This window comes from Mesorhizobium sp. M1342 (assembly GCF_040317955.1).
Taxonomy (GTDB): Bacteria; Pseudomonadota; Alphaproteobacteria; order Rhizobiales; family Rhizobiaceae; genus Mesorhizobium.
This window is the reverse complement of sequence record NZ_JAMYLI010000012.1, coordinates 136,501-159,307: the sequence shown is the minus strand read 5'-3', so window position 1 is coordinate 159,307 and position 22,807 is coordinate 136,501. Positions and strand designations below refer to the sequence as shown.

At 60.4% G+C, this 22,807-nt stretch carries 29 protein-coding genes and 1 pseudogene; 12 read left to right on the top strand and 18 right to left on the bottom strand.

All coding sequences use genetic code 11. The features are described 5' to 3' along the window. Positions 1-31: 31 nt before the first annotated feature. The 3 genes from NKH06_RS14855 (at position 32) to NKH06_RS14845 (ending at position 2,187) form a co-directional block, all read left to right on the top strand. Entirely contained in the window at positions 32-718 is a 687-nt protein-coding gene (locus tag NKH06_RS14855; protein WP_023811958.1) for a TetR/AcrR family transcriptional regulator C-terminal domain-containing protein, read from the top strand. Between the two features lie 307 nt (positions 719-1,025). Next, the gene (locus NKH06_RS14850; protein ID WP_023811959.1) at positions 1,026-1,997 is read left to right on the top strand and encodes an SDR family oxidoreductase; all 972 of its coding nucleotides are present in this window, start codon (positions 1,026-1,028) and stop codon (positions 1,995-1,997) included. A gap of 40 nt (positions 1,998-2,037) precedes the next feature. Further along, positions 2,038-2,187, top strand: coding sequence for a hypothetical protein (locus NKH06_RS14845; RefSeq protein WP_023811960.1), 150 nt, complete (start codon positions 2,038-2,040; stop codon positions 2,185-2,187). A gap of 60 nt (positions 2,188-2,247) precedes the next feature. Here NKH06_RS14845 and NKH06_RS14840 read toward each other — a convergent pair whose 3' ends face one another. Further along, positions 2,248-2,754 (bottom strand): YciE/YciF ferroxidase family protein, encoded by a 507-nt coding sequence (locus tag NKH06_RS14840; RefSeq protein ID WP_023811961.1) that lies wholly within the window; start codon positions 2,752-2,754, stop codon positions 2,248-2,250. Between the two features lie 230 nt (positions 2,755-2,984). On the opposite strand from NKH06_RS14840, the gene NKH06_RS14835 reads away from it, so the two are divergent. Continuing rightward, a complete protein-coding gene (locus NKH06_RS14835) occupies positions 2,985-4,694 on the top strand; it encodes an HAD family hydrolase (RefSeq protein ID WP_023811962.1) in 1,710 nt (569 codons plus the stop codon). 52 nt (positions 4,695-4,746) lie between these two features. Here NKH06_RS14835 and NKH06_RS14830 read toward each other — a convergent pair whose 3' ends face one another. From NKH06_RS14830 to NKH06_RS14815, 4 genes are all read right to left on the bottom strand, one after another. After that, positions 4,747-5,007 carry a hypothetical protein gene (locus NKH06_RS14830; RefSeq protein WP_352721431.1) on the bottom strand — a complete coding sequence of 87 codons (261 nt, stop codon included), beginning with the start codon at positions 5,005-5,007 and terminating at the stop codon, positions 4,747-4,749. 211 nt (positions 5,008-5,218) lie between these two features. After that, positions 5,219-7,498 carry a xanthine dehydrogenase family protein molybdopterin-binding subunit gene (locus NKH06_RS14825; RefSeq protein ID WP_023811963.1) on the bottom strand — a complete coding sequence of 760 codons (2,280 nt, stop codon included), beginning with the start codon at positions 7,496-7,498 and terminating at the stop codon, positions 5,219-5,221. A gap of 3 nt (positions 7,499-7,501) precedes the next feature. Beyond that, positions 7,502-8,524: an FAD binding domain-containing protein gene (locus tag NKH06_RS14820; RefSeq protein ID WP_023811964.1), complete on the bottom strand. Its 1,023-nt coding sequence runs from the start codon at positions 8,522-8,524 to the stop codon at positions 7,502-7,504. A gap of 1 nt (position 8,525) precedes the next feature. Continuing rightward, complete coding sequence (locus NKH06_RS14815) at positions 8,526-9,098, bottom strand: (2Fe-2S)-binding protein (protein ID WP_245273254.1); 573 nt, start codon at positions 9,096-9,098, stop codon at positions 8,526-8,528. Positions 9,099-9,307: 209 nt separating this feature from the next. On the opposite strand from NKH06_RS14815, the gene NKH06_RS14810 reads away from it, so the two are divergent. The 3 genes from NKH06_RS14810 (at position 9,308) to NKH06_RS14800 (ending at position 10,442) form a co-directional block, all read left to right on the top strand. After that, complete coding sequence (locus NKH06_RS14810; RefSeq protein WP_023811966.1) at positions 9,308-9,478, top strand: hypothetical protein; 171 nt, start codon at positions 9,308-9,310, stop codon at positions 9,476-9,478. A gap of 162 nt (positions 9,479-9,640) precedes the next feature. Then, the gene (locus NKH06_RS14805) at positions 9,641-9,958 is read left to right on the top strand and encodes a hypothetical protein (protein WP_023811967.1); all 318 of its coding nucleotides are present in this window, start codon (positions 9,641-9,643) and stop codon (positions 9,956-9,958) included. Between the two features lie 40 nt (positions 9,959-9,998). Then, positions 9,999-10,442 carry a PPC domain-containing DNA-binding protein gene (locus tag NKH06_RS14800; protein ID WP_023811968.1) on the top strand — a complete coding sequence of 148 codons (444 nt, stop codon included), beginning with the start codon at positions 9,999-10,001 and terminating at the stop codon, positions 10,440-10,442. A gap of 1 nt (position 10,443) precedes the next feature. On the opposite strand, the gene NKH06_RS14795 is transcribed toward NKH06_RS14800, so the two are convergent. Together NKH06_RS14795 and NKH06_RS14790 are read right to left on the bottom strand one after the other, a co-directional pair. Continuing rightward, on the bottom strand, positions 10,444-11,739 hold the full coding sequence (locus NKH06_RS14795) for a DUF763 domain-containing protein (RefSeq protein WP_352893339.1): 1,296 nt from the start codon (positions 11,737-11,739) through the stop codon (positions 10,444-10,446). A gap of 102 nt (positions 11,740-11,841) precedes the next feature. Beyond that, positions 11,842-12,450 carry a cysteine hydrolase family protein gene (locus NKH06_RS14790; protein WP_023811970.1) on the bottom strand — a complete coding sequence of 203 codons (609 nt, stop codon included), beginning with the start codon at positions 12,448-12,450 and terminating at the stop codon, positions 11,842-11,844. A 202-nt stretch (positions 12,451-12,652) separates the two neighbouring features. Here NKH06_RS14790 and NKH06_RS14785 point away from each other — a divergent pair, with 202 nt between their 5' ends. Continuing rightward, positions 12,653-13,048, top strand: a complete 396-nt coding sequence (locus tag NKH06_RS14785; protein WP_023811971.1) for a GFA family protein — start codon at positions 12,653-12,655, stop codon at positions 13,046-13,048. Between the two features lie 24 nt (positions 13,049-13,072). After that, entirely contained in the window at positions 13,073-13,504 is a 432-nt protein-coding gene (locus tag NKH06_RS14780) for an HD domain-containing protein (protein WP_352893338.1), read from the top strand. A 30-nt stretch (positions 13,505-13,534) separates the two neighbouring features. On the opposite strand, the gene NKH06_RS14775 is transcribed toward NKH06_RS14780, so the two are convergent. The 4 genes from NKH06_RS14775 to NKH06_RS14760 form a co-directional block, all read right to left on the bottom strand. Further along, the gene (locus NKH06_RS14775) at positions 13,535-13,945 is read right to left on the bottom strand and encodes a DUF427 domain-containing protein (RefSeq protein WP_352728689.1); all 411 of its coding nucleotides are present in this window, start codon (positions 13,943-13,945) and stop codon (positions 13,535-13,537) included. A 123-nt stretch (positions 13,946-14,068) separates the two neighbouring features. After that, positions 14,069-14,965, bottom strand: a complete 897-nt coding sequence (locus NKH06_RS14770; RefSeq protein WP_352893337.1) for an alpha/beta fold hydrolase — start codon at positions 14,963-14,965, stop codon at positions 14,069-14,071. After that, positions 14,962-15,147, bottom strand: a complete 186-nt coding sequence (locus NKH06_RS14765) for a hypothetical protein (RefSeq protein WP_352893336.1) — start codon at positions 15,145-15,147, stop codon at positions 14,962-14,964. Before NKH06_RS14765 ends, NKH06_RS14770 begins: the two co-directional genes overlap by 4 nt. 88 nt (positions 15,148-15,235) lie before the next feature. After that, on the bottom strand, positions 15,236-15,430 hold the full coding sequence (locus NKH06_RS14760; protein WP_352893335.1) for a DUF2934 domain-containing protein: 195 nt from the start codon (positions 15,428-15,430) through the stop codon (positions 15,236-15,238). 316 nt (positions 15,431-15,746) lie between these two features. On the opposite strand from NKH06_RS14760, the gene NKH06_RS14755 reads away from it, so the two are divergent. Beyond that, complete coding sequence (locus tag NKH06_RS14755; RefSeq protein ID WP_023811978.1) at positions 15,747-16,004, top strand: hypothetical protein; 258 nt, start codon at positions 15,747-15,749, stop codon at positions 16,002-16,004. A gap of 87 nt (positions 16,005-16,091) precedes the next feature. Here the strand turns inward: NKH06_RS14755 and NKH06_RS32030 are convergent, their stop codons facing one another. Together NKH06_RS32030 and NKH06_RS14750 are read right to left on the bottom strand one after the other, a co-directional pair. Continuing rightward, positions 16,092-16,250, bottom strand: a complete 159-nt coding sequence (locus tag NKH06_RS32030) for a DUF6894 family protein (RefSeq protein WP_502914481.1) — start codon at positions 16,248-16,250, stop codon at positions 16,092-16,094. A 95-nt stretch (positions 16,251-16,345) separates the two neighbouring features. Then, the gene (locus NKH06_RS14750; protein ID WP_128304475.1) at positions 16,346-16,798 is read right to left on the bottom strand and encodes a hypothetical protein; all 453 of its coding nucleotides are present in this window, start codon (positions 16,796-16,798) and stop codon (positions 16,346-16,348) included. A gap of 196 nt (positions 16,799-16,994) precedes the next feature. Between NKH06_RS14750 and NKH06_RS14745 the strand changes: the two genes are divergently transcribed. Beyond that, positions 16,995-17,780, top strand: coding sequence for a DUF1236 domain-containing protein (locus tag NKH06_RS14745; protein ID WP_352893334.1), 786 nt, complete (start codon positions 16,995-16,997; stop codon positions 17,778-17,780). Between the two features lie 127 nt (positions 17,781-17,907). Here NKH06_RS14745 and NKH06_RS14740 read toward each other — a convergent pair whose 3' ends face one another. Further along, a complete protein-coding gene (locus NKH06_RS14740; RefSeq protein ID WP_023811982.1) occupies positions 17,908-18,072 on the bottom strand; it encodes a DUF3309 family protein in 165 nt (54 codons plus the stop codon). A 144-nt stretch (positions 18,073-18,216) separates the two neighbouring features. Then, positions 18,217-18,834 carry a flavodoxin family protein gene (locus tag NKH06_RS14735; RefSeq protein ID WP_352552089.1) on the bottom strand — a complete coding sequence of 206 codons (618 nt, stop codon included), beginning with the start codon at positions 18,832-18,834 and terminating at the stop codon, positions 18,217-18,219. 321 nt (positions 18,835-19,155) lie between these two features. Here NKH06_RS14735 and NKH06_RS14730 point away from each other — a divergent pair, with 321 nt between their 5' ends. Then, positions 19,156-19,995, top strand: coding sequence for an alpha/beta fold hydrolase (locus NKH06_RS14730; RefSeq protein ID WP_352893333.1), 840 nt, complete (start codon positions 19,156-19,158; stop codon positions 19,993-19,995). 28 nt (positions 19,996-20,023) lie between these two features. On the opposite strand, the pseudogene NKH06_RS14725 reads toward NKH06_RS14730, so the two are convergent. The 3 genes and pseudogenes from NKH06_RS14725 to NKH06_RS14715 form a co-directional block, all read right to left on the bottom strand. Beyond that, positions 20,024-21,364, bottom strand: a pseudogene (locus NKH06_RS14725) (PQQ-dependent sugar dehydrogenase). After that, entirely contained in the window at positions 21,361-21,801 is a 441-nt protein-coding gene (locus tag NKH06_RS14720) for a DUF2231 domain-containing protein (RefSeq protein ID WP_023811986.1), read from the bottom strand. The pseudogene NKH06_RS14725 and the gene NKH06_RS14720 overlap by 4 nt, the downstream one beginning before the upstream one ends. 131 nt (positions 21,802-21,932) lie before the next feature. Continuing rightward, positions 21,933-22,544 carry an alpha-ketoglutarate-dependent dioxygenase AlkB gene (locus NKH06_RS14715; protein ID WP_352865968.1) on the bottom strand — a complete coding sequence of 204 codons (612 nt, stop codon included), beginning with the start codon at positions 22,542-22,544 and terminating at the stop codon, positions 21,933-21,935. Positions 22,545-22,807 lie beyond the last annotated feature (263 nt).

Genomic DNA, 22,807 nt, shown 5'->3' with positions numbered 1-22,807 from the left:
AAAATCGACGTTCGGCCAGCAAGGAAGACAGATGGCAGCCAAACCCCGCAGTGCCAGCAAACGATCGCAACGGACAAAGCTTCAACCCATCCAGGAGGCGAGCAGCGAGCCGCCGCTGTCTCGAGAGCGTATCGTGGCGATCGCCGTGGAACTGCTGGACGCCCAGGGCATAGACGGATTGACAATGCGTCGGCTGGCCGATCGCCTCGGCTCGGGTGTGATGAGCCTGTATTGGCACGTTGACAACAAGGAGGATGTCTTTGATCTAGCACTCGATTCGGTGCTCGAACATCGCGGATCGCCTGAAACAGGTGAGTCTCCGGACTGGCGTGGAGACGTCGTTCATATGCTCGAAGACTGGCGCGCCAGAATGTTGCGCCATCCTTGGTCGGCATCGCTGTTGCCGCGCCGGGCGCTCGGCCCGAACATTCTCAGCCGCCTGGAAATGTTGAGCAAGACCTTGTCCAGAGCCGGTGTTGCCGACGCGAATCTGAACGCCGCGATATGGTCGCTCTGGAATTATGTGATGGGCGCCACCCTCACCCGGGCAAGCTTCGACCTCTCGGAAGAAGACAGGGCAGCCGCACAGCAGCGTCTTACACACCTCAGCGAACACTACCCGACAATCGAACGCTCTCGTCTGCTGTTGGACAACGATTGGGATGGCGCCTTCCGAAAAGGCCTCGACTTCCTGCTCGATGGGCTGTCGCCAAGATAGAATTCCGGCGGCTACGCCCGGAGTAGACCGGATGGCGCTGCTTTGCCAGTTTGACGCAATAGCTTCCCAATCCACATCATTACGTTTGGCTCGCCGCCAAGGCGGCGCAGGCAGCGGGCAAGCCCCGGTGCTCGATCCCATCGCGGCGGTGGCTGGCGCGGCTGCATTGCAGCTGAATTGGTGCAGCTGGCGATGTCGTCGTTACGCGTTGCCAAACGCTGGCCGGAATCCTCTCGGCAAGTCGATCTTTTGCGCAAACCTTTTTGCCTGACATGCGTTGTTTCCTCTCCAAGCCAAGGAGACGATCATGCAGATGAAGTCGGAAATAGCCGGTGAAGCGGCCAAGCAGCGCCATATCCAACGTGGCGTCGATGCCAAGGACAAATCGAAAGGCGGTGGGAAGCAGCAAGGCGCCATGCAGGCTGGCGCCCGTGAATATCCCGAGCCCCCCTTCCCCGAGCAACATCAGCCCAAACCGGGGCACGAATGGGCGCTAGAGCCGGAGCCGCTGTACGATGCGCCGTACTATCTCGGATCGAAAAAACTCGACCAAAAGGTAGCACTCATCACGGGCGGCGATTCCGGCATCGGCCGCTCGGTGGCGGTGTTGTTCGCCCGCGAGGGCGCCGACGTCGCGATCGTCTATCTGGCCGAGGACAAGGATGCTGAAGAGACCAAATCAGCGGTGGAAAAGGAGGGACGACGCTGCATCCTGGTCAAGGCCGATGTCAGCGAACGCAGCCACTGCCACAAGGCGGTCATGGAGACCGTTGAAAAATTCGGTCGCATCGACGTGCTGGTCAACAACGCTGCGTTCCAGATCCATTCCAGCGATTTCGGCGAGCTGACCGAAGAACATTTCGACACGACGCTGAAGACCAATCTTTACGGCTATTTTCATATGGCGCAGGAAGCGGTGCCGCACATGAAGCCAGGTTCGGCGATCATCAACACCGGTTCGGTAACCGGTATCGACGGTTCAAAACAACTGGTCGACTATTCGATGACCAAGGGCGGCATCCATGCCTTCACGCGGGCCCTGTCGGGCAATCTCATCGGCAAGGGCATAAGGGTGAATGCGGTCGCACCGGGTCCGGTGTGGACGCCGCTCAATCCGTCGGACAAGGAAGCCGACGACGTCTCGAAATTCGGCGCGGACACGCCAATGAAACGACCCGCGCAACCGGAAGAACTCGCGCCGGCCTATGTGTTCCTCGCTTCGCCGCATTGCTCGAGCTACATCACCGGCGAAATCTTGCCGGTCGTCGGAGGGTACTGAGGATGGCCGGAATGAAATCCATGAGCAAGGAGTAGGATGGATGGGCCGTCTGCTTTTCATGGTGGCGCTCACTTGTGTAGCGTACCGCATCTACACGGAAATCGCAGGATCTGCTCGGCATGCGCCGCAGGATGACGATGAGGCGCTGCGCAAGCAATCAACGGCCTTGGGCGTCGACCCGTCTCGCTGACGGAGTGGAAACCTGCCAGCAATCCGGCCGGCCGAGTTACCAGCCGGCCGGATTGCAGCCCTATTCGGCTGCCTGCAGGTTGATCTTGCTTTCCGCCATTTCGGTGAGCTTGCGATCTGTCGCCTGTTCTTCCCTCAGGTTCTTGGCCAGCACATTGGCGCAGTCGGTGCGGCCGAGTTGCTTGGCCCAGGCGATGAGCGTCCCGTAGCGGGTCATCTCATAGTGTTCGACGGCCTGCGCCGAAGCAATCAGCGCCGCGTCGAGAACCTCCTTGTCATCGACGTCACCGCTCACATCGTCGGCCTCCTCGAGAATACCGTCGATTGCCGGACAGTTGACCTCCTTGGCCTTGACGCCATGCAACTCAAACACCTGTTCGACGCGCTCGATATGGCCTCTCGTCTGGTCGAGGTGTTTTTCAAATCCGGCTTTCAATTGCGGGTCGGTTGCCTTGTCGATCATCTTCGGCAGCGCCTTCTCGATCTGCTTTTCGGCGTAATAGATGTCGCGCAGCGTGTGCACGAAGAGATCGTCGAGTGTCTTGATGTCCTTCGAAAAGAAGCCCATGGCCTTACCTTTCATTGCGCTTGGTGTGGATTTCGGCGACGGGGTTTGCACGCCGCCAGCAAAGACCGGGACGGTTCCCGGCTTGTCTGGTCAACGTACCGGCACCGAAGGAGTTCCTGATTTCCGAGGGCGAACCGCCCCTCCTCCACCTACGATTCGGTCGGTGGGGAGCCTTTGTCTCGATCACACGTTCTAGCCACAGGGCAACCGGAACGAGAAGGGTCGGCGGAATGTATTTCATTGCATTGGCGGCAGACTATGACGGCACGCTGGCTCATGATGGGATCGTCGCCAAGAAGACGCTCGCCGCGCTTGAGCGGTTCAAGAAAAGCGGCCGCAAGCTGGTTCTCGTCACCGGGCGTGAACTGCCCGATCTCAAGCGCGTCTTTCCCGAGCTTAGCCTCTTCGACAAGGTCGTCGCTGAGAATGGCGCGATGATCTACACGCCGGCCAGCGAGGAAGAGCGGGTGATCGCCCCATCGCCCGAGCCCAAATTCGTCGCCAGATTGAAGCGGCAGGGCGTCAAGCCGCTTTCGGTCGGGCGATCGATCGTCGCGACCTGGGAACCCCATCAGGCGACCGTGCTCGATATCATCAAGAAGATGGGTCTCGAACTGGAAATCATCTTCAACAAGGGCGCGGTGATGATCCTGCCGAGCGGCATCAACAAAGCCACCGGGCTCGCTGCGGCCCTTCAGGACCTTCGACTTTCGCCGCACAACGTCGTCGGCGTCGGCGACGCCGAGAACGACCACGCGTTCCTGCAAGCCTGTGGCTGCAGCGCCGCCGTCGACAATGCAATTCCGGCGGTCAAGGATACAGCCAACCTGGTCATGCGTGGCGCCCGCGGCAAGGGCGTGGAGCAATTGATCGCAAAGCTGATAAAGCGTGATCACGCGATAGTGCCGAAGCGCCATGACGGCATCGTTCTTGGGTCGTCTGGCGGCGATGATGTCTACCTGTCGCCGAGCGACACGATCCTCATTGCCGGGAGTTCCGGCATTGGTAAATCCACCTTGGCCACCGCGCTGACGGAACGCTTCGTCGAAAGTGGTTTTCAGTTCTGCGTCTTTGATCCCGAAGGCGACTATGACGGCCTCGAAGGCGCCGTTCGCCTGGGAGACGGCTCAAGCGCGCCGACAAAGGCGCAGGTGCTGGATCTGATCGCCAAGGCCGACAGCAACATTGTCGTCAACGGATTGGCCCTGCGCGTCGACGAGAGGCCGGATTTCTTTGCCGACCTGCTGCCTGGCCTGAGCAGTTTCCGCCGGCGCACCGCGAGACCGCACTGGCTCGTCATCGATGAAGCGCACCATCTTCTGCCCAAGCGGCGCGACGATACGCGGGCGGTCCTTTCATTGGAATTGCCGGGCACAATCTTGATCACCGTTCACCCCGAGGCGATCTCGACAGACGCCTTGCGCCTTGTGACAGCCATCATTGCGCTTGGCCCCAAGGCGAAGGACGTGGTGAAGGTCTTCTGCAAGGAGACTGGCATTGAGCCGCCAAAGGACATCCCCAGCCCCAAGGGCGCGCGCGTGCTGTTCTGGCGGCCGCAGGCGGGCAAGAAAGTCAAGACGGTCAAGGTGGTGGAACCACGTCAGTCACTCAAGCGGCACAGCCGGAAATATGCCGAAGGCCAGCTCGACGAAGCCGGCAGCTTCTATTTCCATGGCCCTGACAATGCGATGAACCTCAGGGCTCACAATCTGATGATCTTCGCTCAGATCGCCGAGGGCATAGACGACAAGACTTGGGAGTTTCACTTGCGCACCGGCGACTATTCCAAATGGTTTCGACATCAGATCAGGGACAAGGACCTGGCGCGCGAAACCGCCGAGGCGGAAGAGGACAAGACCCTGTCGGCGCAGGAGAGCCGCAAGCGGGTGCTTGACGCTGTGCGCCGACGTTACACGGCTCCGGCCACAGCCCCGGAGTGACACTCGAGAGCCAAGGCAACTAAGCTATCGCTGCACGCGAAAACTTTTTCAGTCAGGCAACGCCGCCACCGCGACAATCGATGTCGGCTTGCGCAAGCGCTGCAATCCCGATCACCTCGGAGGGCGGCGGGTTGTTATAGCTGCAGTGCTTCGCGCAATGCTCGGCAAAGAACTCGTCCCGTACGTCGAGACGAAAATTGGGTGAACTTAGAACGCCGCCATCGGGAAATGGCCCCTTGATGAAGAAGGTCAGCCGGATGAGATAGTCGAGCGCGCTGCCGAGTTCTTCCAGATCTGATTTGATGTTCGCCAAAATTGCGCGCCACTGTGCCGCCGCATCGCCAGGGAAGCCCCTCCTCTCTTTCCGGCAGGATCGTAATTTTCGGCGGTTGCCGTATTGCCGCAGAGGTAGACAAATCCCTTTGCTCCGGTGACGACCGTGCCTTTTCCCCACGGCATCAACCTGCCGTTTTTGAATTTCCTATGGGTTACGAGTTCCATGCTCCGTCCAGAGCTCTTGATCGTCAGCCTATCAAATCATCTATTCTGATCGGCAGATCGCGAATGCGCTTGCCGGTGGCATGATAGACGGCACTCGCCACGGCAGCAGCCGTTCCGACATTGCCGAGTTCGCCCAAGCCCTTGACGCCGGCAGGATTGACCTGGTGGTCGATTTCGGGGACCAGGATAACGTCGACCTGTTTGATGTCGGCGTTGACCGGCACGAGATAGTCCTGCAGGTCGCGATTCACGTAGCGCGCGTGTCGCTGATCAATTTCCGTGGCCTCGTGCAACGCTTGGCCAATGCCCCAGATCATGCCACCTATCAGCTGGCTGCGCGCGGTGCGCGTGTTCATGATGCGCCCGGCAGCGAAGGCTCCGACCATGCGCGGCACCCGGATTTCGCGTGTATAGCTGTTGATGCGCACTTCGACGAACTCGGCGCCAAACGCATATTTGACCGAATCTTCGTCGTTCTCTCCACCATGAAACTCCGATTGTCCGGCATAGAGTTTCCTCAGGGCTTCAGGCGAAGAACCCTTCGGCGCAAACTCGGCATATTCTTCGATGGCGCCGACTTGCATGGCCTTGAAGACATCGGCCAGCTTGGCGGACTTGCCGGTCTCGGTGACGACCTCTTCGTCCTTCAAATCCAGCTTCGCATTGGCCGAACCTGCCAGCGGAGCCCCCTTGCCCGCAGCGGCGGCAAACAGTTTTTCGCGTATCGCGTCGCAGGCTTTCATGACCGCGGAGCAGACGCTGGCGGTCGAGATCGATCCGCCCGACACGGGAGCCGGCGGCAAGGCACTGTCGCCCATCTCCACGCTGATCTTGTCCATGCCGACCCCCAGCCTTTCGGCCGCCATTTGGCCGGCGATGGTGCGAACGCCGGTGCCAATTTCATGGGAGCCGCACTGGACCCGAACCTCGCCATCCGCGGTGAGACGAACCCGGGCCGCGCAAGGTGCGGCGGCAGTCGGATAGATTGCCGTCGCACAGCCCATTCCGACCAGCCAATCGCCGTCGCGCATCGAGCCGACCCTGGGATCGCGCTTCGACCAGCCAAAGGCCTCGGACGCCTGGTCGTAGCACTTGATGAGTGAGCGGCTGGAAAATGGCTTGCCTCCGATCGGCTCCTTCTCCGGTTCATTGATGCGACGAAACTCGACAGGATCCATACCGAGGGCCACGGCCATTTCGTCCATGGCGTTTTCCAGCGCGTAGACATAAGGCGTCTCCGGCGGCGATCGCATGTAGCCAGGCGTGTTGCGGTCGGCATGAACCAGCGAAACATGCGTCAGAACGGAGCCGTAATCGTACATGCGCGCGGTGGCGGACGTGCCGCCGACGACATAAGGGTCCGGGCGTGACGTCACCTCCCAGGCCTCATGTCCGAACGCCGTGATGCGGCCGTCCTTGCCGGCGCCCATGCGGATCCGATGCCGCGTTTCGGCGCGATAGGTCTGCGTACCGAAGGCTTGCATGCGATTGACGACGCAGCGAACCGGCCGGCCGATGCGCCGCGCCGCGACGGCAACGATAGCAGTGCGTGCCGTCATCGGCCCCTTGGAGCCGAAGGCGCCGCCGATATAGGGACTGACGATCCGCACATTGGCCGGATCGAGCTTCAGTTGGCGTGCCAGTTCCACCTTCCAGCCCGTAACGTTTTGACTGGGTTCGTGTATCGTCAACTGGTCGCCCTGCCATATGGCGGTGGTCGAAAACAGCTCGATCGGATTATGATGCTGGGTCGGCGTCGAATATTTTTCGTCGATCTTCACCGTCGCATCCGCCCAAGCGGCGTCGAAGTCACCGGCCTTCGCATCCTCCTTGAACATCGGGCTTTTGCCGGCAGCCGGTTCCATCTTCACGCCCTTGGAATCAAAGCTGGCGCTGGGCCGTTCGTCCTCATAGTCGGCGCGGACCAACATCGCTGCCTCCTCCGCCGCCTCGAAGGTTTCAGCGACCACCAGAGCGATGATCTGACCATCGTGAAAAACCGTCTTGTCGTGCAAGGGCCCAATCGAACTTGCACCGGTGTTGCCGAATTTCGGCATGTCGGTCTTGTCCAGATCGCCATAGGTGACGATGTCCAGCACACCGGGTACGGCATTGGCGTCTTTCGTGTGAAGTTCGGAAACCTTGCCCCGGGCAATGCTGCTGGTGGCAAGGGCACCGTAGGCGACGTTGGCCGTAACGATGTCGGCGGGATAGCCGGCTTGTCCGGTAACTTTTAGCCGGGCGTCAATGCGAACAACGGGATCGCCCTGGTTTTCCCTTGGAGCGGGTGCAGCTTGGTTCATGGCTCAGCCCTTCATATCCCGGGTTTCGAGCAGCGCCCGCACCAGCGTGCGCTTGCCGAGCGGTATCTTGAATGCGTTATGCTCGCGCGGTCTGGCATCGGCGAAAGCAGCCTCGGCGGCCTCCTGCGCCGTGGCTTCGTCAAGCACTTTGCCCTGTAGCACGTCCTCTGCTTCGCGCGCACGCCACGGCACCGTCGCCACTCCGCCAAGCGCAATGCGCGCACTCCTTACCGTCTCGCCATCCATGTCGAGCGCGACAGCCGCGGACGCCAGCGCAAACGCGTAGGATTCGCGATCGCGTATCTTCAGATAGCGCGACCGGCTGCTCCACTGTGCCAGCGGCACTTCGATGGCGGTAATGAGCTCGTCGGCGGCCAGATCCGTCTCGATGTCGGGCGTTTCGCCCGGCCGTTTATGCAGCTTGGCAAAAGTGAGCGTGCGCCTTCCCCGCGGACCTTCGACATCGACGGTGGCGTCCAGCGCAACCAGCGCCTGCGCGAAATCGCCGTGATACGTGGCAATACAGGCATCGCTCGTACCCAGCACGGCATGCTGGCGATTGGACCCTTCCATCGCAGCGCAGCCGGAGCCCGGTTCGCGCTTGTTGCACGGCCAAGATATCTCTCGAAAATACTCGCAGCGCGTACGTTGCAGCACATTGCCGCCCAGGCTCGCCATGTTGCGAAGCTGACCGCTGGCAGCGAATTTCAAGCTGTCGGCGAGGACCGGGCAACGGCGCCTGACATCATTGTTGTCGGCTGCTTCACCCATACGGACCAGCGCACCAAACCGGATCTTATCATCGTCTATCCTGATCTGCCGCAAGGCCGGCTCGGCAAGAGTGTTGAGGTCGAGCAGTCGCTCCGGCCGCGCGACACCGAGCTTCATGTAGTCGGCCAGATTGGTGCCGCCGACGATGAACTGCGTGTCGGCGCCGGTTGGCGGAACATGCACGGCATCGGGACGGGACGCCATGGCGATTGCCGTGGAGACGCTGGTTGGTCTTTCATATACGAACGGGCGCATCCTAAGCCCTCCTGGTCTCGTCGCGTGCCTGAACGATCGCCGCAACGATGTTGGGATAGGCCGCGCAGCGACATAGATTGCCGCTCATATATTCGCGAATATCATCTTCCGATCCAGCATGGCCTTCGTTGATGCAACCGATGGCGGACATGATCTGACCCGGTGTGCAATAGCCGCATTGAAAGGCATCGTGGTCGACGAAGGCCTGCTGGACCGGATGCAGGTCCCCGTCCGCCGAAGCCAGGCCTTCCACCGTTGTGATCTCCCGGCCCTGGTTCATGACGGCAAAGCTCAAGCACGACAGTACCCGCTTTCCGTCGATCAGCACCGTGCAGGCACCACACTGACCGTGATCGCAACCTTTCTTGGTGCCGGTCAGGCCGACATGGTCGCGCAGCGCGTCAAGCAGGCTGGTTCGATTGTCGAGCGCGAGGTTGTAGGTCTGCTTGTTGATACGCATCGAAACCGCCGACAAATCGCGCGGTTCGGCCGGTTTTGCGGACGCGGGCTGGGCAGCTCTCGTTGGGGAATTCACAAGCGGCATCACCGCCGCCGCCGAAACAGAGGCCGTCATGAACATGCGTCTGCTCAAGCCGCTGGAAATTTTGGCATCGGACATGGCTGGCTCCGGGCTGGCTGGGTCTCAAGCGGCCCAAACCACTCGCGGAGGGCAAAGTTCCCTCCTCACGAGCCTGTGATCCTTTTTCTGCTGGCCGGATCGATGCAATCGGAACCTCCCCGGTCAAGCGATGGTTGTGTGCCAAGAGCCGGAAGGAGGCGATCATGAGCGATGGTCGGCATGGCAAGGACGGCGACAATGGACCTGTATTCTCTGCGGAGCAGGCGAGACAAGGCGAGATCATCCTGCGAACGCGCACCCGTCGGGTCATCTTCATAGCCGGCTTGGTCGGTGTCGTGATCCTGGCCCTCGTCGTGAGGTTGGCAATCGGCTGAACCAATTCCCCTCGCCTGCTGCTGCGCTCTCCCCGGCCCGAAAAGCGTTAGCCTGCGCGCGGCGGTGTTTGGCCATGCCGGGCGATGGCATTGGCTACGCGAACTTCTGTTGGAACCAGCGCGTCAAATCGAGGTTCAGCCCTTATTCAATAGGAGCAGGCCATGCCACGAGGCGACAAATCGAAATACACTGACAAGCAGGAGCGTAAGGCCGACCACATTGCCGAAGGCTACGAGAAGCGCGGGGTTTCGGACAAGGAAGCAGAGCGGCGTGCATGGGCTACCGTCAACAAGGACGATGGCGGTGGCAAGAAGGAAGGCGGTTCGGGCCGCGGCAAACACACGGGCCATCTCGCGGCGCACAAAGGCGGTAAAAGCGGCGGCAAGGCATCGGCATCCCGGTCTGCCGCAAGCCGATCCGAATCGGCAAAGAAAGCTGCAGCGACCCGCAAGCGCAATGCGGAACACCGCGCCCATTGATCTTGGCGACGGCCTTGGGCCGAACGATGGAAGCACAGGGATGAAATCTCAGCTCGTCAATGAGATCGGCGGACAACGGACATTCGTCGTGGTGCTCGACCCAGGCGAAGAAGCGTTCGCGGCACTGACCGCCTTCGCGGTCGACCAGGAGATCGGCAGTGCGTCCTTGACCGCCATAGGGGCTTTCGAAAAAGCCACCGTGGGCTGGTTTGATCCGACCGCGAAGACCTACCGCAAAATCCCCATCGGCGAACAGTGCGAGGTTCTGAGCGCGATCGGCGATGTTGCACTGGGTGATGATGACAAGCCCAGCCTGCACGTCCATGCGGTGCTTGGATTGAGCGACGGCACCACCCGGGGTGGACATCTGCTTGACGGCATCGTTCGACCAACGCTCGAAATCACCCTGGTGGAAGCGCCCGGTCATCTGCGCCGCAGCAAGCGTCCGGACCTCGGTGTCGCGCTGATCGATCTGGCCGACTGATCTACAGCCCTCTGTCTCGTTCTGACGCTTTTTTGCTCCGCTCAGCAGGCGCTGTGTCCGGCGCAGCTTCCCACCCGAACACGCTGCGCCCGCCAAGCAGATGCGATTGGTCGAATTCTCCCGCGACAATTTCCTTCAGGCTGGGGCCGGTCACGTATCGCTCGACTTGCCGCGACTGATCGTCGAGCCGCCTCAAGGCGCCGATTTCTTCATCGCGACCGAGCTTTGCCTTCTGCACGGCCGACTTCAGAACCCCGATCGTCTCGTCATAGACCTTCAGCGGTACCGGAAATGGATGCCTGTCCTTGCCGCCATGCGCCAGCGAGAAGCGGCCGGGATCGGAAAAACGGCAAGGAGCGCCATGCACCACCTCGGCAACGAGGGCCAGCGCGCGCACTGTGCGTGCGCCGACGCCGGGGACCAGAAGGAGCTCGGCGAAATCGGTGGGACCGCGGTCCGCGGCGGCTGCGATATTGCCGTGTAGGCGATGCATGACGACATCGCTTTCGCGAACGTCATGGTGGGCCGGCATGACCAAATGCGGCAGCAGCGGTTGTTCCGGTTCCTGCCGGCGCGTCGGCTCCGCGCCTCGCTCCAATGCCGCCAGCTCGCCCAGGATGCGATCCGGTCCGAGATTCTGCAAAAGGTCAAGTTGCCCTTGGCGGGACGCCTCGGCACGCCGGTCGGTCAGGTTGACGATCTCGCCTTGATTGGCCCCTTCGATAGCGGCATGCGGCTGGTCGACAAAACTCTTCAGGCCCTCGGAGAGCCAATGGTAGCGGCGCGCCACCTTGCTGTCGCCGTTCATGCCTTGCTGCACCACAACCCAGTGACCGTCATCGGCGACGATAAAGCCATGCAGATAGAGATCGAAACCGTCCTGGACGGCGGCGCTGTCGACCTTGGCGACCAGCCGGCTGGCGGTTGCCAGGCCCGCTCCGTCGAAGCCGACGCGTTGGCCGATGGCTTCCAGCTCATGCGGGGTTTTGCGCGAATGCGCGCCGCGGCCACCGCAGACATGAATGCCGAGCTCGCCGGAAAGCGGCGTGAGGCCACGCTTCAAAGCGCCCACGACGCTGGTCGTGATTCCTGACGAGTGCCAATCCATGCCCATGACAGCACCAAAGGACTGGAACCAGAATGGATGCGCCAGCCGCCGCAGCAACTCGTCTCGACCATAGTGATGAATGATCGCCTCGCACATCACAGCGCCAAGACGCGTCATGCGGTCGCCGAGCCATTTTGGCACGCGCCCGCCATGGAGTGGAAGATCAGCACTTCCCGATCGTTGCGTCACGTCCTGCTACCTGTTCTGGTGTCCGTCATTCTCTTAACAGATAGGCAGCCCAACCGCGCAAGGAAGCATGGACACTTCCCACCCGGGCCGGGTTAGCGGACGTCAAGTCCAGTTCGAGAGAACCGTTTCCATCTCAACCGTCTCGACCTGTTGCGCGAAACGTTGGTGGTAAACGGTCAGCAGTGCATCATGGGTTGCGTCGGAAGAACTGCACAGCGCGTCCGTGACGAGAACCACGCGATAGCCGAAATCGATGGCCCCGAGCACCGTAGCCAGAACGCAAACATCCGTTTCGCCGCCGGTGATGACCAGCGTATCGATGCCGCGCTCCACCAGGAGCGCTCTGAGACGCCCTTCGAACCAGGGCGAGTAGATGTGCTTGTCGACGATCGCCGCTGGCGGGCAGTAGCCGGCTAAAGACGGCAACAATTCGGTCATTTCGGGCCCGATCGTCTCGATCGTCAGGGAAGCCCAGCGCTGATAATAGCGCTTCCATGTGCCGACCCCTTGCCCCGGCTTCCCGGCGGGCAGGAAGCGTGTAAAGACCGTCTGTGGCGCGCGTCTTTCGACCAGCCTCTCGATCTGCGGGAGAACCCGGGTGATCCAGGGTGTTGCCCATTCAGACGGCTCTGCAAATAGCCGCTGCATATCCACGCAGATATGCATGCATCGATCGCCGAGAGGACCGTATGCCAGCCCCGGCATCGACATCAGCGCTTCTCCGACCGGCGATGCATTTTCCCTGTTTCCTCCCGTTGTCGGCAAAGACACGCAACGCCGCGCGCAAGCACTGGTTCCTGAGATAGCCACAGGAACCGACGTAAATGGCTGGCGTTTCCGCTGAGATGAATGGAGGTGCTCGCATGAGACCGCGCGAGAGGCGTTGGAGCGGCAAGTCAGCCGGGGCGCCAAAATGGAACTGAGCGGAGGATGTCTCTGCGGCACGATCCGCTTCCGCGTTGGAAGCGAACCGAGAGTGCATTACTGCCATTGTGATATGTGCCGGCGGGCGACCGGCAGTGCGTTCGCGGTTCTGGCCTGGGTGCCTTCCCAAAGCGTGACCTGGACCAATGCGATGCCGACCTATCGCAGGTCTTCGCCGATTGCCCGGAGGGGCTTCTGCTCCGCCTGCGGGTCACCGCTCAGCCTTGCCTATGACGCATCGCCCGGAGAGGTCGCGCTGCATATCGGAACGTTCGACGATCCGGCTCGCCTGGAACCGCGCTACAATTATGGATCGAGGCAGCGACTTGGCTGGGTTTGCTGCGGAATAGACCTGCCGCACCACGATACCGAGGAGCGATGGTGAAACCAGGTCTGAAGGACAAGCCAGATGAGCATGTTTTACCGGGCGGCCAAGATTGCCGAAGAGGTCCACGCAGCACAGCGCGACAAGACCGGGCGACCGTATATCGAGCACTGCCGCCGTATCGTTGACGCGGTCGAAACCAAGGACCAGAAGGTCGTCGCCTATCTCCATGACGTCCTGGAAAAGGGCGAAGGCTGGAACCGGACCAGGTTGGAAGAGGCCGGTTTTGGCCCGACGATCGCTTCGGCCGTCGACGCCATGTCGCGCAAGTCCGGTGAGGATTACTTCGCGTTTGTGCGACGAGCGGCATCGAATCCATTGGCGTTGCCGGTGAAGCGCGCGGATCTGGCGGACAATATCTGGCAGGCACGACAGGTCGGGGCATCGACTGTCAAATATGAGGAGGCACTATGCATCCTTGATGACGAGTTTCCGCGCCGTCAGCACCAGCCTTGAATTCAGATCGCCCCGCTGCGAACGGGCAATCTACTCCGGGACGTGGGGCGTGTGCCGTCTGTCCTCCGCGGGCTCGGCATCGATGCGCGCCTTTTCCGGATCGAATGCGCCATGACGTGCAATGGGCCGCGCCGCGGTTTCAGGCGTCTCGTATGCCCACATGAAATCGTCAGCCGAGCTGCCCACCGCATGGACGCGCCAGTAGCTCGCGGTGCCCTTCAAAGGGGAGCGGCTGGTGGTGTTCGTCTTTTCGAAAAGGTCGAAATAGATGTCTTCGAAAGGGATGTAGAACACGGGCTCATGTCCTTCTTCCTGAAGCACTTTCGCCCGTTCCGTGGCAGCGACTATGGCGTCGGAAAACCGTACCGTCACCGTGCCGGCAAACGGTTCTATGGCCAGTTGGCCAGCATGGTGTGTTGAGATTGCACCTGAAGCTTGCATTCAAATTCTCCCTGGCTGCGATTGATTGCGAGACCGCATTTCGGTTCGTCATGCATGGAGACGAAATGCACGGCGATGCGTCAGGTTCCGGCCTGTACTATGAGGTCGAATGACGACCCCACTTTAGCGCTTGCCATGGCCATCGAGAAACGCAGCCAACAATCGAGAAACCTGATCAGAAGCCTCACGCGTCGGGAAGTGTCCGATGCCATCCAGCACCACCCGCCTGTAGAATGCGGTGAAATGCTCTTCGAGCCCCTCTGAGGACTGGGCAAACACAACGCGGTCGTCGCCACCATGAAGCGTCAGGATTGGCACCGTGATGATCTTGACCGCTGCTTGCCGGCGGGCGAGTTCGGCATAGCGTGGATCGGGCTCGGCCTCTTCCCATCTGACCCGATAGGAATGCAACGTCACATCCGCCCAGTCAGGATTTTCGAACGAACTCGCGACACCATCGAAAATAGCGTCGTCGAACCAGCCTAATGGGCCCCAGCTATCCCACTGGTATCTGGCGAATTTCTTGCCATTGTTTCGTACGAACTCAGCGCCCCGGGCCGTCGCCATGAACCATTGATACCAAAATGCTTTCGCTTGTCCGGGCGCCGGCGTTGCTGGTTTGCCTGGTTGCCAGCCGAGCGACAGCGCAGCACAGCACTTGATGCGGTCCGGGAAAACCGACGCGAGCAGATAGGATATCCGGGCGCCCCAATCGTGTCCGACAACCGCAAAGCGGCTGAGGCCAAGCGCATCGGCAAAATCCAGCACATCCTGCGCCATCGCGGCAATCTCGCCCGAGCGCATGGTTTCTTCTGACAGGAACGATGTCGGCCCAAAGCCTCGCAGCCAAGGCGAAAACGTCCGAAAGCCAGCTTCATGAAGGGCTGGCGAAATGCGAGCGTATGTCGTCGCGTCGTCGGGCCAGCCATGCAGCAGGATAACCGGGGCGCCGTCTCGCGGTCCACCATCGAGATAGGCGACGCGCAGCAGAGGTGTGTCGCAATGTGAGACCGAGTTCATTTGCCCTGAGGCACAGTGGCTGGCTGATCATCACCAGTCGTGGACTCTGGTCTGGCGGCCTGGTCAATCTGTGGGTTCTTGTTGATGGTGCCGGTGTTGGCTTTCATCGGCTCGATATTGTTGTCGCAGGCGCCGAGCGCAAGGACGGCGGCCAGGACTAGGAGTAAAAAGAACCTCATCATCGAAACCTCCTCTGGTTGCTGTCCGGCAAACGAGGTTCCACCAATTTGGTTGCCTGATCGTACTCTCAAGACGCCATGGATTTGACGATCAACGCTTCGAGCTATTGGAATCGGCTGCAACTGTCGGATCAGGCGAAACCGGGCCACGTTCAGTCTCCGAACCCTCAGCCTCGATCTCCTGCACGGCCTGGTCCCAGTGCTCCTGCTCGCGGCCAGCCGGCCGGCCCTCTTGCTCCCAGATTTCATGGGCTCGCCGTTTGATCTTTTCTTCCCTGCTGTCCATGGCTAGATCCTCCAATTCGTCAGTCTCAATTCCGGGCCATATTTTTTGTTCCTCCCCATATTTTTCCTCCTCTGTCGGGAACAGCGCTGCCGGAGTCGCGATTTCGGGGAAGGCGCTTGTGGATTGCGTGGGATGAGCCGCTTGGTAATTTTCGTACCGATATTTTTTCGTGACACACCGATGCCCGCAGCTTTATGAATCTGGCTATCGGCCAGCGCCGAGCACGTCCCTCTCCGATCCCATTGCCCGGCGCTCAACGCCTGATCGCCCGTCGCATCGACATGACGGGCTATTGCTTCGAGAGGAGGTGACGCCCATGCGGGAATTGCCGAAAGACATCGACGCCGATGTGGTCATCGAAATCAGCAAGCTGCTGGACGACAGCCCGCTTTTCGTCCCGGTGCGGGTTCATGAACTTGCGGCCAAGGTGAGGCAGAGGGTGAAGACCGGCCTGCCGGATTTTTCGATCGAAGAACTGATCGTGGAGATGGCCTCCGTACGTCAACTGGCCATGGCCTTTGATCTGCCTGGATCGGAGAACGTCGTGCAAATCCCGGTGCGGTATCGCCGCTAGCACTGCGGCATCACACGCTCCATCCGGAGGTCAGAACAAGCGACGCCTCAAACATCTGCGCACCGATCTCATCGCGTACTTTGACGGTTACCTTGACAAAATCGCAGTCGGGCATTTCGTCTTGGGCAACATCCTGCAAATACGAATTGCTTCCGCTCTGGCTTGTTCCCGGGATTCGAACAGCTGCCCGTCATCGTCGGGTACCGCGCCGTCACCGTTTTGAAGATCGAAATAGTACCGCTTCATTTTCGGGCCACGCTGGAAACATCGGGCGGGTCAGTGATTTCGCTTCATTGGGGTTCCTGCCCGCTCGGCGGCCGTGCTGGTGAAGACGTGGTCGTTCAACGCACCGCAGCGCGAAGCGCCGATAGGAAAAGCACAAGCAACGCCAAGGCATTGAGGCCGGCGGCGATGGCATGTGAATACTCCCATTGGCGCCGCAGCAGCTCCCAGTTTTCAGGCAGGACAGTCCAGTTCCGGGTCGCCTGATTGATTGGGTAGGTCAGCGTCCAGAAGGCAAATTGCGTGGCGCCGATGCTGAGAAAGGCGACGACAACCAAGCCGAAAGATGCACTCGCTCGGTAGAGCAGGATCGCCAGGGCGGCCGTAGAGAGCAATGCTCCCAGCACCACGATTCCGAACAGGCTCCATCCATCATAGGCGCGCTGCGCAGCCAGATAGTTTGGCCCGTCGAGCTTCATCTTGTTGAACATCGCGAAGAGATGCGCGGCGGCCGGAACGAAAGCCAGTGCCACGAAAATGAAGCTGACCACCCTCAGACTATAAATTGCCATATCCGGCCTCCTCTCAGGAGAGAGCTAGGGCAATCGGCAAGGTTGAAAAGGTCATTTTAACGACGGCTTCCGCCCGCGATCATATGGTCCCGAGTGAGGTCGTTTTTTTAGACCTCACTCAACTATCTCGGAACATTTTTTTTGGGTTCTGGTTCTACGCACTGAAGGGACGAACCTTACCAAGGGAGATTTCCCCATGAAACATGTTCTCATTACCAGCATGCTGGCGATCGGGCTCGGCTGTGGAACGGCAATGGCTCAGACACAACAACCCGAAAGCCAATCTGGCGCAGACGCCAATTGCGCTTCCGGGCAGGCCGACTGCCAGGGCGGTTCCAAGATGGGCGAGCAGGCCCAAGGCAAAGCCAAGCTGAAGACCGACGAGCAGGCTCAGGGCAAGGCCGGCACCTCCACCGACCAACAGGCGCAGGGCAAGGCCAAACTGAAGACCGACGAGCAGGCGCAGGGCAAGGCCGGCAGCTCCACCGACCAACAGGCTCAGGACAAGACCAAGCTGAAGACCGACGAGCAGGCGCAGGGCAAGGCCGGCACCACCACCGACCAGCAGGCTCAGGACAAGACCAAGATGCAGACCGACGAGCAGGCTCAGGGCAAGGCTGGCACCACCACCGACCAGCAGGCTCGGGACAAGACCAAGATGCAGACCGACGAGCAGGCTCAGGGCAAGGCCTCGACACAGGATACGACGTCGACCGGTTCCATCAACAACGTGACGGTGGAGCAGAAAACCCAGGTCACTCAGATCATCCGGGAGACGAAGGTCGAGCCTGTGTCCAATGTCGATTTTGACATCACCGTCGGCGTCGAAGTCCCACGGCAGAAGGTCAGGCTGCATCGTTTGCCGGCTCGTATCGTCAAGATCGTTCCCGCTTACGAAAGTTACGAGTATTTCGTGCTTGCGGACGGCCGGATCGTCATCGTTGATCCGGATACGTTCAAGATCGTCCTGATTTTGACCTAACATCTCCAACGAGTGGTCCGCCCTCTAGAGGGCGGACCGTCATTGCTGGACTGCTATGGATTCAAAGCAACCCAGAAGGACCGCAAGCGGCAGGTGATACATTCTGCCACCCGCATCGCGGACTCGGCTAGAGACGCCCGAGCACGACTAAGATAATGACTACAAGCAGCAGCAGACCGAGACCGCCGCCGCCATAGTAACCGGTGCCGTAGAAAGGCCCGCCGCCAAGACCACTAAAACCGCCAAGCAATGCAATGACCAGAATAATGATAAGAATCGTGCCGAGACCCATGACTTGCTCTCCTGTTTGCGGCTTCGCGCCGTATAGACGGAGCGGCGATCGCCGGCTGATGAGAATATGAACTCGCTACAAGCCTTCCTGTTCCCGATTGAGACCTCATCGACGCTGCTAAGGTAGTGTTTAGGCGAACAAAGGTCACCCCGAGACGCCCGAGTAGTCCCGCTCTTTCAGCAATCCAGCGAGATGGGCGGCGTTTGAGGCTGCCATTTCGATCGCACCCGAGACTTTTTCCGGAGTTGCCGGCAGGTCGACGTAGTTGACCTCCTGCATGGCCTCGCCAACCCAATAGACCCCGCCATTGGCCGGGATGGTGAAGCCAACATCGTTCAGTGACTGAAAGCATTCCGCGTGGCAGTGATGCGCACCGTCCTCATTGCCGACGATGGCTACCAAGGCCACCTTTCCTGCTGCCGGCATGCGCCCTCTGTCATCGGTCTCATCGAGAAACGCATCCATCCGCTCCAGGACGCGCTTGGCCACACTCGAGGGCTGGCCAAGCCAGATCGGGAGCCCGAGCACGAAAATGTCGGCCGCCAGTATTTTCTTCCTGAGTTTCGGCCAATCGTCGCCCTCGCCCATGTCGGAGAGCACGCCGGGCTTGATATCGTGGCTGAGCGCACGCACGATCTCGCCCTTCACCTCGTATTGCATCAGCGCCGCCAGGACATCGGCGAGCAACCGATCGGTGGAGGATTTTTCCCTGTCGTTCGAAGCTTTGAGCGAGCAATTGAGTGCGAAGGCCGTAAGCGGCATCTGGATCTCCCTGCATTGTCCTAATTGCAAATCGCCGCGACGACTTCGCGACAGCCCATTCGCCCGTTGCGGGACCGCTCGGCATTTTAACGTCAGGATTAAATGCTTGTTCCGCCAAGCGGACCAACAGGCCGGTGGCGAGAGTGGCCCCCTCCTCCCGCCGGGTGACGGTCCAGCCGGCTGAGCGAGCAGGCTGGGTACTTTGAGCACTGGCCACTGCTGGAGAACGGGCGGCGGTGAGCAGCGACGCCGGCGGAACCGGTCGGGCAACCTATTCGTTCGCTCATCGTTTTCTCCTGAGTTCCCGAGAATGGATAGACGATGCTCGTCCGGACCCTCGAAGCAGGCAATATGCGGCTGGCGGTATCCATGGCCGGCGATCCGGGCCGACCGGCCTTGATCCTTCTGCACGGCTGGCCCCATTCCCGGAAAATCTATGAGGGTGTGATCGATGAACTCGGCGCACGATACTTTACGCTGGCTTTCGATCTTCCGGAGATCGGTGAATCGCGTGGCACGCCGCCGTCGGCGGAAAAGAAGGTTCTTGCCGATATCGTGATTTCAGCCGCCGAGACGCTTGGGGCCAAATCCATCGTCGTTGCAGGCTTTGATGTGGGCGGCATGATTGCCTTCGCTGCTGCTCGCCATCATGGCGATCGCATCGTTGGTGCGGTGCCGATGAATACGGTTATCCCCGGCCTTCATCCCTGGACGAAGATAGTGGCAAACCCGGACATCTGGCATTTTGCGTTCCATGCGGTGCCCGAACTGCCGGAGTTGCTGGTGACAGGCCACCAGCGCGCCTACTTCGATTTCTTCTTCGATCTGCTCGCCGGACATCCCGATGCGTTGACCAATGAAATGCGGGAGATGTTTGCGGAGGCCTATTCGAGGCCGGAGGCACTTAAGGCCGGCTTTGATTGGTATCGCGCGTTCAAGGAGGATGCCAAGGTCAATGCAGTACCGGCGCGCATCGAAATTCCGATCCTCTATATCCGCGGCGACGCGGATTTCGGATCGATCGACGACTACCTCGAAGGTTTGAGGCTGTCTGGAGCAAAGGACCTGCAAGGTTGCGTGATCGCCAACTGCGGCGAATTCCTGCCCATCGAGGCACCGGCAGAATTCGTCAAGGCGCTGGTGGAATTTGCACCGAGATAGGTGAAGCGATCCGCGTTTATGCAGGTGCCTACCGGCTCGCGGAAGTTACGCGCCAGACTGTGTTTCCGACATCGTCGGCGATCAGCAACGCGCCCGATTTGTCGACGGCAACGCCGACGGGCCGCCCGTGTGCCTTGTTGTCCTTGTCGAGGAAACCGGTGACGACATCCTGCGGCTTGCCATCTGGATGACCGTCCTTGAACGGCACGAACACGACCTTGTAACCGTTGAAGGTCTTGCGGTTCCAGCTGCCATGCTCGCCAACAAAGGCGCCATTGCGATACGGGTCCGGCAGGTGGTTCCAGTGTAGAACGCTAAGCCCAGCGGTGCGACGTGGGAACTCAAGGCATAGTCGGGAGGGATCGCCTTGGCGACAAGGTCCGGCCGCTGCGGCATCACGCGCGGGTCGACATGCTGACCATAGTAGCTGTACGGCCAACCATAGAACGCGCCGTCCTTGACCGAGGTCATATAGTCGGGAACCAGGTTAGGCCCGAGCTCGTCGCGCTCGTTGATCACAGCCCACAGCGCGCCGCTCTGTGGTTCCCAGCTCAGCCCGTTGGGATTGGGCAGGCCGCTCGCGAAAATACGATATCGGCCAGTGGCCCTGTCGACTTCCCATTATGGCGGCCCGGTCCTTTTCTGCCTGGATGCCGTTCTCGGTGATGTTGCTGTTGGATCCGATGCCGATATAAAGCAGAGACCCGTCGGGGCTGGCCACGAGAGACTTTGTCCAGTGATGATCGATAGGCCCGCCGGGCAACGGCGTCAGCACTGTGCCCGGCGCGGTGATCTTGGTGTCGCCCGACATGTAGGGGTAACGCACGATAGCGTCGGTGTTGGCGACGTAGAGATCGTTGCCGACCAGGGCCACGCCAAAGGGCGAATTGAGATGATCGAGGAAGACCTCCTGGACATCGGGCACACCATCGCCGTTGGTATCGCGCAGCAGGGTGATACGGTTGCTTCCTTCGGTGCCGCCGCCTGACGTCGCCATGGACTCGATCCAGCCCATGACCAGGTCTTTCGGCCGCTTGATCGCCGCACCGGGCGGCGCCACGGACTCGACCACCAGAACGTCACCATTCGGCAATGTGTAAAGCGAGCGCGGATGCTTTAAGCCCTTGGCGAAGGCCTGGATTTGCAAACCCTTGGCGACCGTCGGCTTCTCGTCTTGTTTCCAACCGATGACCGACGCGACATGCATCGGCGGCACCAGATACTGGATCGGTTCAGGCAGCGTCGGGTTCGCTCCGACCTGATCGGTGGGATCCGGTTCGTTATCGCTGCATGCGGGCAGCGCCAAAATCGATCCACACAGCAGACCGAGGCTCGCGATACGCCTGATATGCCTGGCCGAGACATTCATTCGACCACCTCCACCTGAGTGCGGCCGGAACTCCATCCCAGCAGGCCCACCAAGAGAATAACGATCACGGCGACGGCGGACAGGATGAGCCCCGTCGGCACGACCGAGGTCCAGGCATCACGGCTGTGCACCAGTGCGTTGAAGAGAGACACGACGAGCACGACGAGGCTGCCGAGGAGATATGGCCATACACGCCCGGCTTCACCGGAAAGCCGGCCGGTAAACAAATCCACCAGTGCTGCAAGAACCGCGAGCACGCCCACAACCAGGCCAGCAAGCAGCAGCCAGGCGGAAAAATCGGCCCACATCATTTCAGCGCCTCGCCAATAGGCAACGTCGGTCAGCAATGTGCCGACGAAACATGCATTTGCGACTGCCATCGGCGTTTTATGGAACGGACGCCTGGCGGCCACCAACACTGAGCGGGCACGGGCCATGGGCATTCTCCACCTTTGAAGCTGTACCTGTCCTCCAAACCAACTTGTGGTTGGGAGGTTCCCGGAACCGTTTGCGTTCAAGAACTCGTGATGGCGCTGGCGATGCCTCAGAACGGCTCGGCGCGCGATGCTCATGCGGAGTTGGCGCGCAATGTCCGCAAGGTGATCGAGTATCGATGCAGGTCAACTGGCGGAATGCTATGCTCCCATTCCGTGCGCGATGCTCCGGTCATGAGATACGCCGACCTTGGTTCGACGACGATGGTGCGGCGATCCCACTTGGTGCCATTCTTCCGCCGGAGCCGAAAACTGCAAGGCGCCAGCAACGAAACACCCGCAACGTCTTCGAAATGAGGCTTGTCTCGATGCCAGCCAATGCCGGCGCCAGGCCGGTATTCATTGATCAACACTTGCGCGAAGGCGTCGGCGGGCCTGCCTGCCAGCACCGCGATCTTGTCGCGCAGGGCCAGTAGGAAGTCAGGGATCGGCGGCGCCTCGACGACCTGACGCCTGTCGTAGTCGTAGCGCAGGCCAAAACCGACCACGCGCCGGTTTGCCAGATGGCCATGGAAATCGAACGCCTCGAAAGGCAGGCCTTCGAGGCGCCGGGCGAGTTCCGCTTCTTCTTGCGCCGCGATCAACTCGGGCTGGTAGAGGAAACCGTCCGGCAGGTCGTCGGCAGCACCAAAGAGATCGTGCTGAAGCCTGGATGAGCCGGGTGTTTTCGATGTGGGTGTCGACATCCCAGCTAGATGGTGAAGGCCAGCCCGCCTGGCAATATCGGAACCTGGCCAGCAAATCTGCACCCTACCCGCGGACATCACCGCGCCGACCGGACAAAGCCTGTCAATTCGGAGTTATCGGGTGCTGTATTCAACCTAGGATTCCGCAGGCAGGCCTTGAATGCGATCGAGGGAGGTTGCGTGTATGTACGTACGGTTCTTACCAAACCGTGAGCCCTCGTTGCCAGTTGCTTGTCAGCAACTAAATTGGCAACGCGGCATCC